The 15937-nt window shown below is 70.5% G+C and carries 18 protein-coding genes and 1 pseudogene; 6 read left to right on the top strand and 13 right to left on the bottom strand.

Annotated elements, in window-relative coordinates; translation table 11 throughout:
* Nucleotides 1–202: 202 nt before the first annotated feature.
* From IF655_RS08685 to glnII, 3 genes are all read right to left on the bottom strand, one after another.
* Nucleotides 203–844, bottom strand: a complete 642-nt coding sequence (locus IF655_RS08685) for a winged helix-turn-helix domain-containing protein (RefSeq protein WP_199583527.1) — start codon at nucleotides 842–844, stop codon at nucleotides 203–205.
* Nucleotides 845–965: 121 nt separating this feature from the next.
* Complete coding sequence (locus IF655_RS31450) at nucleotides 966–1088, bottom strand: hypothetical protein (RefSeq protein ID WP_277952664.1); 123 nt, start codon at nucleotides 1086–1088, stop codon at nucleotides 966–968.
* 332 nt (nucleotides 1089–1420) lie between these two features.
* On the bottom strand, nucleotides 1421–2452 hold the full coding sequence (gene glnII / locus IF655_RS08680; protein ID WP_199583526.1) for a glutamine synthetase: 1032 nt from the start codon (nucleotides 2450–2452) through the stop codon (nucleotides 1421–1423).
* Between the two features lie 286 nt (nucleotides 2453–2738).
* Here glnII and IF655_RS31755 point away from each other — a divergent pair.
* Nucleotides 2739–3085, top strand: a pseudogene (locus tag IF655_RS31755) (alpha/beta fold hydrolase); the annotation flags it as partial.
* A gap of 12 nt (nucleotides 3086–3097) precedes the next feature.
* On the opposite strand, the gene IF655_RS08675 reads toward IF655_RS31755, so the two are convergent.
* From IF655_RS08675 to IF655_RS08660, 4 genes are all read right to left on the bottom strand, one after another.
* On the bottom strand, nucleotides 3098–3814 hold the full coding sequence (locus IF655_RS08675; RefSeq protein ID WP_199583525.1) for a hypothetical protein: 717 nt from the start codon (nucleotides 3812–3814) through the stop codon (nucleotides 3098–3100).
* Between the two features lie 116 nt (nucleotides 3815–3930).
* On the bottom strand, nucleotides 3931–4314 hold the full coding sequence (locus IF655_RS08670) for an ArsC/Spx/MgsR family protein (protein WP_199583524.1): 384 nt from the start codon (nucleotides 4312–4314) through the stop codon (nucleotides 3931–3933).
* A gap of 32 nt (nucleotides 4315–4346) precedes the next feature.
* Complete coding sequence (locus tag IF655_RS08665) at nucleotides 4347–5198, bottom strand: helix-turn-helix transcriptional regulator (RefSeq protein WP_199583523.1); 852 nt, start codon at nucleotides 5196–5198, stop codon at nucleotides 4347–4349.
* A 15-nt stretch (nucleotides 5199–5213) separates the two neighbouring features.
* On the bottom strand, nucleotides 5214–5972 hold the full coding sequence (locus IF655_RS08660; protein WP_199583522.1) for a DUF6879 family protein: 759 nt from the start codon (nucleotides 5970–5972) through the stop codon (nucleotides 5214–5216).
* A 173-nt stretch (nucleotides 5973–6145) separates the two neighbouring features.
* Here IF655_RS08660 and IF655_RS08655 point away from each other — a divergent pair, with 173 nt between their 5' ends.
* The 4 genes from IF655_RS08655 to IF655_RS08640 all read left to right on the top strand — a co-directional run bounded on the left by IF655_RS08655 (nucleotide 6146) and on the right by IF655_RS08640 (nucleotide 8336).
* A complete protein-coding gene (locus tag IF655_RS08655) occupies nucleotides 6146–6352 on the top strand; it encodes a hypothetical protein (RefSeq protein ID WP_199583521.1) in 207 nt (68 codons plus the stop codon).
* 278 nt (nucleotides 6353–6630) lie between these two features.
* Entirely contained in the window at nucleotides 6631–7134 is a 504-nt protein-coding gene (locus IF655_RS08650) for a hypothetical protein (RefSeq protein ID WP_199583783.1), read from the top strand.
* 23 nt (nucleotides 7135–7157) lie between these two features.
* Nucleotides 7158–7811 (top strand): bifunctional 2-polyprenyl-6-hydroxyphenol methylase/3-demethylubiquinol 3-O-methyltransferase UbiG, encoded by a 654-nt coding sequence (locus IF655_RS08645; protein ID WP_199583520.1) that lies wholly within the window; start codon nucleotides 7158–7160, stop codon nucleotides 7809–7811.
* A 210-nt stretch (nucleotides 7812–8021) separates the two neighbouring features.
* Nucleotides 8022–8336 (top strand): hypothetical protein, encoded by a 315-nt coding sequence (locus IF655_RS08640; protein WP_199583519.1) that lies wholly within the window; start codon nucleotides 8022–8024, stop codon nucleotides 8334–8336.
* 211 nt (nucleotides 8337–8547) lie between these two features.
* On the opposite strand, the gene IF655_RS08635 is transcribed toward IF655_RS08640, so the two are convergent.
* Nucleotides 8548–10182, bottom strand: a complete 1635-nt coding sequence (locus IF655_RS08635) for an alpha/beta fold hydrolase (RefSeq protein WP_374100223.1) — start codon at nucleotides 10180–10182, stop codon at nucleotides 8548–8550.
* A gap of 83 nt (nucleotides 10183–10265) precedes the next feature.
* Here IF655_RS08635 and IF655_RS08630 point away from each other — a divergent pair, with 83 nt between their 5' ends.
* Nucleotides 10266–11147, top strand: coding sequence for an alpha/beta fold hydrolase (locus IF655_RS08630; RefSeq protein WP_199583517.1), 882 nt, complete (start codon nucleotides 10266–10268; stop codon nucleotides 11145–11147).
* 37 nt (nucleotides 11148–11184) lie between these two features.
* On the opposite strand, the gene IF655_RS08625 is transcribed toward IF655_RS08630, so the two are convergent.
* From IF655_RS08625 to IF655_RS08605, 5 genes are all read right to left on the bottom strand, one after another.
* Nucleotides 11185–11781: a hypothetical protein gene (locus IF655_RS08625; RefSeq protein WP_199583516.1), complete on the bottom strand. Its 597-nt coding sequence runs from the start codon at nucleotides 11779–11781 to the stop codon at nucleotides 11185–11187.
* A 2-nt stretch (nucleotides 11782–11783) separates the two neighbouring features.
* Nucleotides 11784–12704, bottom strand: a complete 921-nt coding sequence (gene htpX / locus IF655_RS08620; RefSeq protein WP_199583515.1) for a zinc metalloprotease HtpX — start codon at nucleotides 12702–12704, stop codon at nucleotides 11784–11786.
* 139 nt (nucleotides 12705–12843) lie between these two features.
* Entirely contained in the window at nucleotides 12844–14196 is a 1353-nt protein-coding gene (locus IF655_RS08615; RefSeq protein ID WP_199583514.1) for a hypothetical protein, read from the bottom strand.
* A gap of 57 nt (nucleotides 14197–14253) precedes the next feature.
* The gene (locus IF655_RS08610) at nucleotides 14254–14433 is read right to left on the bottom strand and encodes a hypothetical protein (protein ID WP_199583513.1); all 180 of its coding nucleotides are present in this window, start codon (nucleotides 14431–14433) and stop codon (nucleotides 14254–14256) included.
* A gap of 14 nt (nucleotides 14434–14447) precedes the next feature.
* The gene (locus IF655_RS08605) at nucleotides 14448–15845 is read right to left on the bottom strand and encodes a hypothetical protein (RefSeq protein WP_199583512.1); all 1398 of its coding nucleotides are present in this window, start codon (nucleotides 15843–15845) and stop codon (nucleotides 14448–14450) included.
* Nucleotides 15846–15937 lie beyond the last annotated feature (92 nt).

Below are 15937 nucleotides of genomic sequence, written 5' to 3'. Positions count from 1 at the left end.
TGACTTCCTTGCGGGGCAGCATCGAGGCGCCCGACAGGAGTGAAGCGGCGTCCATCCATACGGACGCCGCCTCAGAGGTGTTCAGCCTTCTCACAAATAATTCAGAGGACTACCCCGAGTGGGGGCATGAAATGCCCTCTGAGCAGCGGGAGTTGAGATTTCCTCCCGCTCGGCTGCCGGTTGGGTCCCGCTCGGGTCCCGCTCAGCTCCCGGTCGGCGGAATGTACTTGTAGCCGACGCGACGCACCGTCTGGATGGTGTGCCGGTGAATGCCCAGCTTGCGGCGGACCCGGGCGATGTGCACGTCGACGGTGCGGCCGTCGCCGACATGGCCGTACCCCCACACCGTGGTGACGAGCTGATCGCGGGTGTGCACCCGGTGCGGATGCGCCACCAGGTGGGCGAGCAGCTCGAACTCCAGGTAGGTCAGGTCGAGTTCGCGCCCCTCCACGGAGGCTGTACGGCGCGCGGAGTCGATCCGCACCAGCGGACCGCCGCCCTCGGCGGACGCGGGCCGGTCGGGGACCGCGACCGGGGCGAACGGGGGGCGCTGGTCGGCCGGTACGAGCACCAGGTAGCCGATCATCGGAGGCCGGCCGGGGAGGTCGGGCAGGGTGTGCGGCGGGGCGGGCAGCCAGGTGGCCCCCGGCGGCAGTAGATCCGCGACGGTGGCCGGGTGCCCGGCGCCGGTCGGGTGGGCAGGCGCCCATGCCTCGTCCCGGTCGACGGAGCGCAGCCGGTGCCGGGCGCCGCTCGCGGGGAGCGGGGCGGAACGGGGTGCCGGGGCGGGGGCCGGGGGAGCGGCGAGGGGGGTGGCGGTGGACTGCGGACGATGGGTCGCCATGAGAGGTCAGCTCTTTCGCGCGAGGAGTGCGTCGGACAGGGCGACGGCCGCGATTCGTGGTCGGGCGCGCCTCGGGACGTTCGTCGTACCGCGCGGGTGCCTGGAGGCCGGGGTTACGGCTTCAGAAGGCCCGCGCGCTGCTCGCGCGGCAACACACCCGGTCGAAGTCGTCGTGCTGACGGGAAGGCCAGAACGGCTCGAGGTCATGGCGACCCGTCGCGTTGCTCTGCTGGAAGCTGGCCATGTGCCCATTGAAGCAGAACCGGCCGCCGGACAGGAGCCGTCTCTCACCGATCGGACGCCTGGTTGGCCGGAATCGACCGCCGCTCACCTGGGACGGGGTGCGGATGCGCCGCTGGGGGCGGGGGCGGACTGCGGGGGGCGTCTCAGTCCTTGGACGGTGGGGTGGTGCGGGGTGGCGTGGCGGCAGGGCGCGGCGGGGACGGCGGGATGACAGGGCAGCCGGGCCGCAGGATGGACGGGCGGCCGGGGTGTGTCGGCTGGGCGCCGTCGCCGGAACGCGCGAACGGGCGCCCGCTGTGGCAGCGGGCGCCCGTCCGGGGTGGTGCGGTGGGGTCAGACCTGGTTGGCCTTTTCCAGGGCGGAGCAGCAGGTGTCCACCAGGAGGCGGGTCACGACGTACGGGTCGACGTTGGCGTTGGGACGGCGGTCCTCGATGTAGCCCTTGCCGTCCTTCTCGACCTGCCACGGGATGCGGACCGAGGCGCCGCGGTCGGAGACGCCGTAGCTGTACTCGTTCCACGGGGCGGTCTCGTGCAGACCGGTGAGGCGGTCGTCGATGCCGGCGCCGTAGTTCTTGACGTGGTCCAGCGGCTTGGAGCCCTCGCCGAGCGACTCGCACGCGGTGATGATCGCGTCGTAGCCCTCGCGCATGGCCTTGGTGGAGAAGTTGGTGTGCGCGCCCGCGCCGTTCCAGTCGCCCTTGACCGGCTTGGGGTCGAGGGTGGCGGAGACGCCGAAGTCCTCGGCGGTGCGGTAGAGCAGCCAGCGGGCGACCCAGAGCTGGTCGGAGACCTCCAGCGGGGCGAGCGGACCGACCTGGAACTCCCACTGGCCGGGCATGACCTCGGCGTTGATGCCGGAGATGCCGAGACCGGCCTTGAGGCAGTTGTCCAGGTGTGCCTCGACGACCTCGCGGCCGAAGATCTCGTCGGCGCCGACACCGCAGTAGTAGCCGCCCTGGGGAGCCGGGAAGCCGTTCTCCGGGAAGCCGAGCGGACGGGTGCCGTCGAAGAAGGTGTACTCCTGCTCGATGCCGAAGATCGGCTCCTGGGCGCCGAAGCGCTCCTCGGTCTCGGCGAGCGCGGCACGCGTGTTGGACGAGTGCGGCGTCATGTCGATGTCGAGGACCTCGCACAGCACCAGGATGTCGTCGCCGCCGCGGATCGGGTCCGGGCAGGTGAAGACCGGCTTCAGCACGCGGTCGGAGGCGTGACCCTCCGCCTGGTTGGTGGAGGAGCCGTCGAAGCCCCAGATCGGCAGCGTGTCGAGACCGGCCGGAGCACCCGCGATGATCTTCGTCTTGGAACGCAGCTTGGCCGTCGGCTCGGTGCCGTCGATCCAGATGTACTCAGCCTTGAAGGTCACGGGGCCACTTCCTCCGGGGTGGTTCGGGCGCACGCTCGGTGCCGCGATGCCGCGGCTCTGGGTGCCGCGCCGATCTGCGGGGCAGCCTGTCAACAGGCGATTTCCCGTCCGTTGCCCTTGTGTGAACCCCGTGTTACCTGGCGCCTTTTGTGGCGTGGCTCACCTTGTGGGGGGAGTTGGGCGGGATGGCGGGGATCGCCTACGGCAAGGTGCTGGCGAAGTGGCCCGCGGGCCGCGAGGCACTGACGGCACTCCCGTTGCTCCTGTTCCCGGGCGGCGGAGCGACCTCGGTCACGCCCTGCGCGGGCCGGAGCGGGTGCGCCGCCTGTTCCTCCTGGACCCGACCCAGTGTTTCGCCGGGTACAAGGCGGCGTACCCGCTCCACGCCCTGCCGATGCCGCGCGGTCGCCGACGGAACCGCGTTCGACGACGGCCCAACTGCGGTCCCTGGACAAGCCGGTCCTGCTGCTCGTGGCCGCGAACAGCAGGACCCATGACGCGGCGCGAGTGCTCGCGCGGACCGGTGCGGTGCTGCCGCGGATGGAGACGGCCGTACTGGCGGACGTCTCCCACCACGCGCTGCCGCACGCGGGACCGGCCGAGGCGGCGCGCCGCCTCACCGCGTTCCTGTCGGTCGGCCGACCCTTATCCCACCTTCTCGATCACGGCGCGGCGGATGAGGAACTTGCCCGGCTCCCGGACCTGTTCGAACGCCTCGTTGTTGAGCAGGACGCAACTGCCGGACACCGAGGTGACCTTGACGGTGGTCGACTTGTTGTTGTCCAGGTTGGTGACCTTGAGGGTCGTACCCGCCGGGAACTGGTTGCTGGACGCGGCCGGGGCGCCGCCCTCACCCGAGAGCGTGACGGTGGAGCCGTTGCAGACCTGCTGTCCGGAGGCCGCGCCACCGGCGTTGTTGTTGCCGCCGCCGTTCTGCGCGGGCGGGGCGCTCTGCTGCGCCGCCCCACCGGCCTGCTGGTTGCCCTGCTGAGCGTTGCCCTGGCCCTGCTGGTTGCCCTGCGCCGCCTGGGAGCCCTGAGCCGACTCCCCAACGGTGCATCCGGCAGCCTTCTGCTGGACCTTGATCTGCTCGATGACCGCCTCACGGTTGGCGATCCGGGCGTTGGACTGCGCGTCCGGGTTCGCCTTCTGGTCGGCGATGAACTTCTGGTTGTTGCCGAGCGCCGTGGCGAAGCCCTGGCAGACGGTCGAATCCGCCGCCGACGACAGCGTCTTGGCGTCCTTCGGCGCCTGCGCGGCGTTGGAGGTGGTGGCCAGCGCGAAGGCACCACCACCCGCCACCGCCGCCGCGCTGACCAGCAGCGCGATCTTCTTCTTGGTGTCGAGTCTCCTGCGCGACATCCGCGCCTCCTGCGAGGTAGGGGAGCGTACGCCGCTATGTACGGGCCACCGGGCGCCGTTACTCAGCGGTTACCGATCTCGTCCAAGTAACCTGTGTCACACCTGAGTTGAGACTGTCACCGGGTGCCTTGTGACTCCGCGCTCCGCCGCACCGCCTCCCGCACCGCCTCCTCGGTCCGCCCCACCACCGCCGTCCCGTCGTCTGCCGTGATGATCGGCCGCTGAATCAACCGGGGATGCGCCGCGAGCGCCGCCACCCACCGCTCCCGCGCCCCCGCGTCCCGCGCCCACTCCCCGACCCCGAGTTCCTTCGCCTCCGCCTCCTGAGTCCGAGTGATGTCCCACGGCTCCAGCCCCAGCCGCCCCAACACCTCCCGAATCTCCTCCTCACTGGGCGCGTCCTCCAGATACCGCCGCACGGTGTACCCCGCCTTCTCGGTATCCAGCACGCCGAGGGCGCTACGGCACTTGGAACAGCTCGGGTTGATCCAGATCTCCATGGGGGAACGGTACGCGGGCGCCCCCGGCTTCTTCAGCGCGCGTTCAGCCGCTGCCGGGCCGCGCTGACGAGGCTCTGCGCGGCCGTGCCGTACACGGCGGACTCCCGGAGCGTGCTCCAGGTCCGCAGGTAGGTGTCCACGCTGTCGGCGTCGTCGATCCAGAACTCCGCGTGCCAGTTCTCGACGATCACCTGACGGTCGTCGTAGACCCAGAAGGCGGTGGCCGGAGGGATCTTGAGGGGAGCGGACAGCGGGACGATGCCCAACTCCACCGTGTCCAGGCCGATGATCCCCGTCAGCCGGTCGAGCTGGGCGGCGAGGACCGGCGGCGGGCAGATCAAGGCGTGCAGGGCGGCTTCCCACAGGAGAAGGTGGAAGCGCTTCGAGGAGTCGTACAGCGCCTCCTGCCGTTTCATACGGGACCGCACCGCCTCCTCGGTGTCGCGCGGCGACCGCTGCAACTCCGCGTACCGCGTGAAGACGGAGCGGGCGTAGTCCGGTGTCTGGAGGATCCCGAAGACCATGGCGGACTCCCAGCCCCGGAACACGGAGGCGTCGGCGTGAGCGGTGAGGTGGGTGTCCTGCACGGCCTTGTGTCCTGCCGCCAACTGCCGCCGCCACGAACGGATATGAGACTCGAAGCCCCTCAGCCGCGCCACCAGTTCGTCGTACGCCTCGGGGCGCCCGGTCGCCTCCGCCCACTTGCGCAGGTCGTCGGAGGTCGGGGTCTGCCTGCCGTTCTCCAGCCTGCTGACCCTGGACTTGTGCCACCCGTACCGCCCGGCAAGCTCCGCCCCGCTGAGCCGGCCGCCGGGTGCGGAGATCCGGAGTTCCCGCAATCGCACCCCGAGCGCCTCTCGCGCCTGCTGGTAGTCCGTGCTCACGGGGATGTTCCTGTCTCAGTGCGCCTTCGCGGGGAGTTGAGCCGCGAACTCCATGTACGGGACGGCGTAGTGCTGTGCGGCGTCACGTGCTCTGACGTAGCGCAGCACGGCCGCCGGTTCTGTGATCAGCTCGACGCCGACCAGGTTGTCGGTGTCGTCGAAGTTGAGCAGCGCGACCAGCCGGGAGTCGAAGATCCAGAAGTCTTCGGCGGGCAGACCCGCGCGGTCGGCGTCGTCTCGCCACAGGTTGCGGATCTCCTCGCCGACGGCGCTGTTGCGGCGCGCGTTGTCGAGCAGATAGAGCTGACCGGCCGTGGGCGGCCTGTCGACGACACGGACCCGCTCGAACCGCTTGCCGAGCCCGACCTGCTCACGGCGCTCGGCGCACCATTCCGCGTCGACACCCGTCCAGTCCACGGGCTCGCCCCTGGTGAACTGGGCGTATGTATCGGTGAGTTCGTCCGATGCATAGCGGCGACGTGTCTCCAGGCGCCATGCGGTGTGCTCGAGCCGTGTGAAGAGTCCGTCGAACTCGTCCAGGCCGATGAGATTCGGCACGCGGGTGACCTCCTTGGGGCCGAAGTCCACCAGCAGCTCGCGCGGTACGACGACGGGCACCTCGCCGTCCTGCAAGTGCCGGAGCTGGGCGATGTCGTCGGGGTCGGTGAGAGCGGGACCGTGCACGATGACCTCACCCGTATCGAGGTCTTCATGGACGGACGGGCATCCGTTGACACCGCTGCCCGTTCCGTTGAACCGCAGTCGTCGGGTCATGATCACGTCCTTCCCTCGGGAGACTGATCCCTCAAGCTTCCACGAGGTCAACGCCCCGCGCCCCGCGTTCGGTTCGCCCGAATCGACAACCTTACGCAACTCGGCGATGGGGTTTCGCAACTTCGAGCAACTTCCATGGCGCACCGGAAGTGCCGCTCCCTACCGTCGCGTTCATGACTGGAGTACAGCAGGCGCATGACGCCGACCCCCACGTGGCCAGCGAGGTTCTGAGGTCGGCCCTGTCCCAGGCAGGCATCGTGCTGCCCTCGCTCGGAGCCGACACCGCCTCGCCCGCTCTCGGACTCGTCGAACTGGGGCGCGTACGCGCCGACGTGGCCATGCGGCTGGCGGAGGCGCTACGGCGGGACGACACCGCATGAGCGCCTTGAGGGCCCCCTGCGACGAGGACGGTCTCCCGCCCCGGATGACGCTGCGCGTCTACACCGTCAACCGCGCGGGCCGCATCACGAGCGACTCGGGGACACGCGGGATCGAAGGTGCGGAACCCTGGGCGGTGACAGGTCTGGGGCAAGAGTTCCCGCCCTGCGGGTGCCCGCGCCACCGGGTGATGAGACCAGCGCGATGACCTCTGCGAGAACGGCACCGTGTCACGCATCAATCACTTGAAAGGACAGGTAAACCCATGACCGTTGAGCCCCTGACCATCACGTTCGACCGGCCCGCGACCGGCCCCCGCACCCGCGAACCGAAGGACCTGCTCAACGCCGTCCAGTCACGCGTGCGGCACCTGACCATCAACGTGTTGGACAGCGGCATGACCCTCTGGGACCGGGAGGTGGCCCTGCTGCTGCGCGACCACACGATGGTCCGCGACATGGCCGAACGCGTCCTCGGCAACGCAGTCATGTACACCATCGGCTGCATGGAACACCCGGACGTCCACCTCGGAGTCGGCAAGCTCGTCGACATCGGTGTCCATCAGCTCATCCTCGACACACCGGTCTGGTGGGCGCTGTGCGAGGTGTACAACGGGGGCCGCTACAAGCATCACGCCCCGTTCATCGAGCGCCGCCGCGACGGCCTGTGTCTGCGTACGGCGGACTTCCTCAAGTCCATCGGTTTCGCCGTCGACGAGGAGTTGTGGGCGATCGACGGCACCGACTGCTCGCCGTGTGACAACAAGGTCCCCGACAGCCACTGAACCACCTGCCCGAAGGGAGCCCCGTGCCCGCCCAGCACGACATCGCCGCCGAGACCGAGCTCTGGGACGCGTACGCCGTCTCCGCCTTCAAGGACGACGCCGAGCCCGGTTTCTGCTGGACCCAGTACGCCGGTCACGGACCAGGCATCGAGCTGCTCGGCGACGCGCGCTCGGTGCTGGAGATCGGCTGCGGTACGGGGCGGGCGCTTGCGTACCTGGCTCGGCGCGGTGTCATCGCCCGGGGCGTGGATCTGTCGCCCGTCATGGTGAAGAAGGCGACCGCCAAGTGGGGCGGTACGGGTGCGGAGTCCGTGTGCGCAGAGGTGCTGGAGTATCTGGGCGCGCACGAGGAGACGTACGACGCCGTGTACTCCGTCTTCGGAGCCGCCTGGTTCACCGAACCGGCCCGGCTGTTCCCCCTAGTCCGCCGACGGCTCAACCCCGGCGGTGTCTTCGTCTTCTCCCAGCCGCCCGCGATCCCCGGCGCCTACGGCCCGCAAGGCATGTACAAGGGAGGCTTCGCGGGCAAGGCGATGTTCACCTACCGCTACAGCTATCGCCCCGCCGTGTGGGAACGCCTGCTCACCCGGGCCGGATTCGCCACGGCGGAGGCTCGGGTCCTGGAGGCGCCGCATCCCGGGCACATCGGGACGCTCCTTGTCCGGGCGAGCGCGTGACCGCGGGTCGGCCGACCTGTGCGTGTTCGAATTTCTGGTGCTGCTGAGGCGCTACGTGGGGCTGAGGTGACCGCGCGCCAACTCCTACTGTCACCTGGGGATTTACCCCTCTCGGAGACCTCTGAATGTCAGTGCCCCGCAGTAGAATTGAAGCAGTGTTCGAGAGCGCGTACCGGGGTTTCCGGTGGGTGCTCCGGTCGCGACAGGAGGATGCCCGTGCCCGCTGCCGCTGTAGTGAAGAACAAGCCGTCGCCCACCCAGTCCACCGCCAGGCGCGCCGTGCCGCTCGACTCGCCGTATGTGCCCGTGGCGAAGAGTCCGCTGCCGGCCGGGCAGCCGCGCGAGTGGTACGTCACGCACAACCGGCGGCTGAAGGCCATGCGTCTGGCCATAGCCCTGCTGGACTCCGGGATCTACCGCCCGACCCAGGCCCGCGACGCGACCATCCGCCGCACGGCCGAGAAGCTCGGCGTCCACCCGCCGTCCGCGGCGACGTGCCGGATGGTGCGGGCGTTGATGCGGTAGGCGAGGAGAGGGGGAGGGATGGCGTCGGAGCCCCCAGGACCCTGCGCCACCCCTCCGTCACCGGTTCAGGATCTCCGCGTTGGGGACGAGGTGCGTGCGTCCTGTCCTCGGGGGCGACGATGTCGTCCACGTCGGTGAGGTGGAACGAGGAGGTCGTACCGGCGAGCACCTCAAGGAGGAACTCGCCACACGACACCGGGCCCCCGCCCCCTCAGCTCAGCAGCGCGCCCACGTACGCCTCCAGCCGCCCGCTCAGCACCTCGGGCGTCAGGTCCGTCCGGCCCAACGCCCGCCAAAGATCCGCCAGTTTCGCCGCATCAGGGACATACGCGAGCGCGTCGAGCAGGCGCCAGTACAGGTGATCCGGGCCGTCCGCGAGGCCGTGGCCGCCCTGGTGTTCGTACCGTGCCCGGAAGGCCAGTCCGTGTTCCGGGCCGTGCAGCAGCGCCAGCGCCGTCGAGCAGTGGGCCACGTCCAGGTCGGCGGGTCCCCAGGAGGTCTCCACCCAGTCCACGCCCCCCCCGACGCGCAACTCCCGGCCCTCGCCGGTGAACAGCACGTTCCCGGGATGGTAGTCCCGGTGCAGGAACCGACCCCGGTACGACGGCGGTTCGCGCTCGATCACCTCCACCGCCCGCTCCCACACCCCACCGGACATCACCGCCCGCACCCGCTCAGGCGATGTCCACGCCTCATAGGTACGCGGTCGAAGCTCCGGCACGACCGCGTGGATGCGTACCAACTGCGCCGCGAGCAGGTCCAGTACGGCGGCGTCCGGCTCCTCCACGCGAAGCCGACCGGGCAGCTTCGTCATCAACAGGGAGGGATGGTCGCAGTGTTGACCGACGGCATCGACGGCGACCAGACCCGGCGCCGGGACACCCGCCTCGTCCGCCAGCAGCTCCAACACAGCCGCCTTCCGCGACAACAGCGCGGGAGCGTGCCGCCGATAGAAGGGCTTCACGAAGGATCGCAGGACGAGGTCCGTACCGTCGTCCAGCCCGAGCGCGCGCATCTGGGAGGACCAACCGCCCTGTAGCCAACGGGAGTCCACGACCACCCGCCCCTCCGGAAGCTGCCCGCTCACCCACTCCCGGGTCGCCGCCCAGCCCTGCTCATCCAGCCCGCCCAGCAGGAGCCGTACCAACTCCCCGCAGTCCTCCGGGTGATCCCGGAACCACAGCCCCAACCTGTGCTCAGCATCCGGCAGTTCGAGGCGTGTGTACTGCGCCCCCGTCGCCAGCGCGTCCTGCACCGCTTCCGTCACCGCCGCCGGGATCACCGTGTCCGTGCCCGGGACCACCAGGACCGCGCGTCCCTCGTACGACCGCAGCGCCGCGAGGGCGGGGGAGGTGCGCCAGGCGTTCGGGGTGCGGATGATCTCGGTGAAGCGGCCGTCTCCCGTGCCGAAGGGCACGTCCCACGCGGTCGGGGCGTACACCGCCGGGGCGCCCAGGGCGAGGGCGGCGACGCGGGGGCCGTAGTGCCGTACGAGATCCGCCACCGTCTGGCCGCTCATGCTGAAGCCGACGAGGATCAGGGGTGAGTCCGCCGGGGCGTGGGCGTCGATCACCGCGACCGCCTGCTCGCAGCGGCGCCGCAGGCTCAGCTCCGCGAGGGCGCCCGTGCTGTCGCCGTGGCCGGAGAAGTCGAAGGCGAGCGTGTGGCAGCCCTGCGCGGCGAATTCCGTGGCCAGAGGCAGGAGGCGGTCCTTGCTCCCCGTGCCCGCGCCGTGCAGCAGGACGACGGTGGCGCGTCCCAGCGGATTCCCGGCACGTACGACGCTGAGCCGCTCGCCGTCGCAGGCATGGGTGAATTCCTCTTGGTCAAGGGAGAGTTCGCGCATGCGGGCCATTCACTCACACCCCGGTCTGCCGCGTGCCGACAACCGGAGTGCGTCCGCCCGTTCCGACCTGGCAGGATCCACGTATGCCGATTGCCGCCGTGTCACCCGAAGTGTCCCTCGCCTACGACAGTTTCGGTGATCCCGGTGACCCGCCCGTCCTGCTGGTGGCGGGCTTCGGCGCCCAGATGATCGCCTGGCACGAGGACTTCTGCCGCGCGCTGGCGGGACGTGGTCGTCATGTGATCCGGTACGACAACCGTGACAGCGGGCTGTCCACCAAGTTCGACGAACACCCCGTGGACATGGGCGAGTTCGTCACCGCTGTCAGCTCGGGAGACCTCACCTCCGCCCTCGCGATGGTCCCCTACCGACTGCGGGACATGGCCGACGACGGTCTCGGTCTGCTCACCGTGCTCGGCATCGAACGCGCGCATGTCGTCGGAGCGTCGATGGGCGGAATGATCGCCCAGACGATGGCCCTCACCCGCCCGGAGCGGGTGCTGACGCTGACGTCGATGATGTCCTCGACCGGCGAGAGCGAGTACGGCCGGTCGACCCCCGAGGCCCAGGCGGTGCTGTTCGGCCCGAAGCCGGGCAACCGCGAGGAGTACATCGCGGCGGCGGAGCGGGAACTGGTGTGGGCGTCCAAGCGCTACGGCGATCCCGCCGCCCTGCGCGAACTAGCCGCCCGCAGCTACGACCGCGCCCACTACCCCGCCGGAGCCGGACGGCAGCTCGGCGCGATGATCCTCAGCGGCTCACGCGCGGACGCGCTCCGCGAGCTGCGCGTGCCGACTCTGGTGATGCACGGTCTCGACGACACGCTGATCGACGTCAGCGGGGGGCGGCGCACCGCCGAGCTGGTGCCCGGCGCGAGGCTCCTCCTCGTACCCGACATGGGACACGACCGCCCGCGTGAGCTGTGGCCCGAGATCATCGACGCGCTCGCGGACCACACCGGCTGAACGCGGACCGCGCGTGCGAAGCCACCCGGCGTCCCCCTCAGCCCTGCATCCCCGGCGCGTCCCACAACGGGAACCACCGTGACGTGTCCGGCTCCATCCGCAGATCGTTCTCCAGCGCCGACGCCAGTTGGAGTTCCATCGCGTTGTCGCGGGACTGGCGCCCGGCGTGGGTGCACAGGGGGTAGAAGCTGCCGCGTTTGTAGAGGTAGACGAGGGCGAGGGAGCGGTCGTCGGTGGGGTTGTCGCGGGTGAAGGTGACCAGGGAGCACAGGAGCTGGGGGCCGAAGCCGTTCAGCTCCATGGAGCTGTTGACCGCGTGCAGGTCGTTGACCAACTGGGGGAGCTGGTCGGGGGTGCGGCGGGAGACCAGCCAGGAGTAGCCGAAGGCGTCCTGGACCAGCTCCACCCGGGGTCCGGTGCGCTCGGTGTCCGCGTCGAGGAGCGCCTGGACCTCGCGGTGGGTCTGCTCGAAGGCCGCGCCCTCGACCGTCGCGAAGCACACCGCGCCGGTGCCGGTCGGGGTGAACCCCGAGACCACCTCCAGCGTCACCGCCGCCGACGGCAGCCCGAACAGCCGGTCCAGATCCGGCGGCACCGGCTTCGTACGTCCCAGGAGAATGTCCAGCAGCCCCATGCTCAGCCCGCCGACTCGGGGGTCGCCGCCTCGCCCAGCTCCGCCGAGATCCGGCCCAACTGGCTCAGCCGCTGCTCCAGCGTCGGGTGGGTCGAGAAGAACCGCTCGATGCCGGGCTCCTTGCCGGTGGCGGGGGTGAAGTAGAACGCGTTGAACGCCTGCGCCGTCCGCAGATCCTTCGTCGGGATACGGGCGATGTCCCCGGAGACCTTGGTGAGCGCCGACGCCAGCGCCGAGGGGCGCCCGGTGAGCTGCGCGGCGGCGCGGTCGGCGGCCAGCTCGCGGTAGCGCGACAGCGCGCGGATCAGCAGGAAACTGATCGCGTACACCGCGACCGAGACCCCGATCACCGCCGCGAACACCGCCGCCGTGTTCTGGTCCCGGCGCCCCGAGCCGAGCACCGACGAGTAGAAGGCGAACCGTACGATCAGCCCCGCGAGCACCCCGAGGAACGACGCGACCGTGATCACGGCGACGTCCTTGTGCGCCACGTGCGACAGCTCGTGCGCGAGCACGCCCTCCAGCTCGGCGGGCTCCAGGCGCCGCAGCAGCCCCGTGGTCACACAGACCACCGCGTGATCCGGGTTCCGCCCGGTCGCGAACGCGTTCGGCATGTCCATGGACGACACGGCCACCACGGGCTTCGGCATGTCCGCCATCGCGCACAGCCGGTCCACCACCGCGTGCAGCTCGGGATACTCCTCCGGCTCCACGACCTTCCCGTGCATCGCGAACATCGCGATCTTGTCGGAGAACCAGAACTGCGCCACGAACAGCGCACCCACCAGCACGACGACCAGCAGCCACGACTTCAGCAGCACGATCAGCGCGGCCACGAACCCCACGTACAGCAGCCCGAGCAGAAACAGCGTGACCGTCATCCGCACGGTCAGCCGCCGATCACTCCGAAAGCGGCTCCGCATCTCGCATCACCCCGCACTCAGCGCCCTGTGCTGTCCAGTGTGCACCCGGGGCGGGCCATGGGGGAGCCGCGATACGACCCGGAACGGGCAAAGCCGTCGGGCGGGGGCGCGCTGCCGTCAGGCGAGGGCCGTACTGCCGTCAGGCCGGGGTGTCCTGCCGTCGGGCCGCCGCGTCCAGGATCAGCCGCCCCCGCTCCAGCAGCCCGGCTGCCTCCGCCACCGACCGGCCGGACATCCCCGGCCAGTACGTCCCCCACCGGATCCCCCGCCGTACGACCGGCTCGGCCCGCGCCCGCAGCCGTACGTCCCCGTCCTCCAGCAGTGCCACCGCCGCCCGCAGCCGGGCCACCCCACCGTGCGCCTCCAGCAGCCGCCACGCCGACACCCGCTCCCACCGGGGACGGTCCGCGCCCAGCCGCTCCAGCAGCCACTCCTCGGGCAGCGCACCGGCCGACGGCAGCAGCGCGAGCGTGGCCGCGCCGGCCACGCCGGGTGCCGGATCGTCCAGGAGCCGCCGCATCCGCGGTACGTCCGTCACGTCCAGCACCCGCAGCCCGGCCACGGCCCGCGCGCGTACCCGCGCCTCCGGATGGTCCAGCAGCGGCCACAACAGCCCGGCGTCCGCCCGCTCCCCGCACTCCGCGAGCCCGATCACGGCGCCGGGCGGCGGAGCCGGCTCCGCGCAGCGCGCCCGGTACCAGGACAGCGGGTCGCCCCCGAGCTGCCGTACGACATACCGCGCACAGGCCCGCACCAGCCCCGACCGGTCCGCGAGGAACTCCTCGGCCCGCTCCCCGCGACCCAGCCGCCGCAGCCCGGTGACCCCGGCGGCGCGGACACGGGGCGTGCGGGCGCCGAGCAGGACGTCCACCACCTCCGCGTCCGCCGGGGCGGCCAGCGCCGCGTCCGCGCACAGCCCCTGTACGACGGCGTCGTCGTCGTGGGCGGCAGCCCGCGCCAGCCCGGCAGGCGAGAGAAGCCCCTCCTCCATGGCCAGCCGGTACGCGAACCGGCGCGTCGGACGGTCACCGGACTCCAGCAGCGTCCCCGTCCCCTCCCCGCGCAGCACCCGATCGAGCAACCCGAGGGCGAAGCCACCGCGCTGCCGGTCGGCCAGCCGCAGGATCAACGGCGCGAGCCGTACCGCCGCCTCCGCGTCCAGCGCCTCCACGAGCACCTCCCGCGCCCGCTCCCGCACCGGCCCGGCCCAGTCGCCACACCGCACCACCACCAGCGGAAGCAACGCGGGCCGCCCTACGACCCGCTCCAACGCCCTCCGCCGGACCCGCCCGTACCGATGACAGAGCGCGACCGCGAGCTCTTCGTCGCCCAGCGCCTCACCCGACTCCAACGCGGCCAGCACCCGGAACCCGGACCCGTAGTCACCCGGCAGATACCACCCCTCGACGCGCACCCGCTGGTCCCACTCCAGCCAGTCCCTCGGCCCGCCGACTTCGAACAGCCGCCGAGCTTCTGCGATCCCCACCCGCATGCATGTCCCCCTTTACTCCGCGCTGTCCTGCCTGGACTTCTGCGGTGCAGTCTGCCGTCAGCTTCGGTCGTCCCCGTCGTCGGCTTCCTCCGCACGACCCGCCAACTCCTGGCGCACCCGTCGCCAAGCCCGGATGATCCGCGGCAATCTGCCCAGTACGTCGTCGATCTGCGTCAGCAACACGGTGACGCACCCGAACGCGGCGAGGATGGCCAGCGTGATGTCGTCCCACCCCATCGCGCGACCCGCCCTCACAACCCGAGCAGCGAGTGGTCGGCCAGCCAGTCGAGGGCGGCCACGCCCAGCCGGTCCGGTGCCTCCCGCAACGCGGATTCCACAGCTGGCAGTTCGGTCAGGGCGTCGGGAGCGTCCGACCGGTCTAACTCCGCGAGCCGCTGCATGACGGAGGCCACGACTTCGCTCCAGCCCGGCATACCGAACTGGTCGGGGTCCATCAGCGCGGCAGTGGCGGCTCTGTGCAACACGCCTACTCGCCAACCCTGTTCGCGCATGACTTGCGAGGTGAACCAGACGCGGTTGTCGACGTTCCGCACGAACTCCTCTGTGGGCTGCCCGCAGCCCTGCAAAGTGAAGCTGGAACCACCTGCCCAAGGGAGAACTAGGTCCGAAGCGACGGCCTGGAAGGCGAGCAATGCCTCGGGGCTGCCCTCTTGAGCGGCGAACAGCGCTTTCCGAGCCCGGCGATAGAGGTCGACGCTCTGCGCGATCATCTCGCCGTCGCTCGGGCCGCTGCCTGCCTCACGGATCGTTTCCAACGGCCCATCCCGCCAGGCAACGGCGACGAGCCCGACCGCTGCCGCGCTGACGAGCAGCTCGGTGTCGTCGGCGTCCACGCCACAGTGCGTCAGCACGGCGATCAGGTCCTCATCATCGATGGTGCGCGTCGACTGCTCTGCCGTTGTCCGGCTGACATGGGTCCGGTCCTCCGCGCGGCGCTCGATCTCGATCCCGTGCTTGGCAAGGTCCTCGAAGACAGCGTCGGGTCCACAGTCGATGTGCTCCGTCTCGTGCCGCCCGGAGCAGTCGTCGGGACAATCGAGTTCCACGCAGAGTTCCGGTTGTACGGGGGTGGCCTCGTTGATGAGGTGATACGCCAGCCGGTCGGCGATCGCCTCTCGTGCGGAGATCATCTCCAGATGGAGCCGGAAGTCCGCGTCGCGCAAGGGGTCGTCCTCGGCGTCGACGGACGCCGGAGGCTTGGGGATGTCCTCCGCGACCCAGGCGTACGCCGACTCCAATGACACATGGAGCCAAGCGGCTTGAAGGGGTTCCACAGTGCCTTCCTCCGCGAGCCGGGTGACGGCTTCAGCCGCCTCGCGGACGCTGGCGATCTCGGCCAGGTACCGCTCGCACTGTGCGTCCCACAGGGCTGCTTCGGCTCTGGCCCGCTCGGCGTCCCGGAGCAGTCGGGCATCGCGAGAGCGGCGCGCAGTCCTTATCAACCGACTCAGGCAGGGGTGACATCCGAACAGCCCGGACGTCGGGGTCGGGCCGAGGGGCACGGGACCGAGGTCCTTGCCGAACGGCTCGTAGCACAGGCAGCACTCCAGGGCTCCCACTTGGCGCGACGTGGGCACGGTGGGCAGGGCGGCTCGTATGGTGGCGTAGGCGTACGCAGGGATGTGCATGTGTGGCAACTCCTTGGACGAAGGCGCTGTCCGACAGCGTCTTCTCCATGCAGACCTGGCCGGTTGACCGCGAGTCACGGTTTGGCGGGTGG

The sequence above is a fragment of the Streptomyces sp. DSM 110735 genome (assembly GCF_016482685.1).
Taxonomy (GTDB): domain Bacteria; phylum Actinomycetota; class Actinomycetes; order Streptomycetales; family Streptomycetaceae; genus Streptomyces.
The sequence above is the reverse complement of the archived record's forward strand: the minus strand, read 5'-3'. Positions and strand labels throughout refer to the sequence as shown.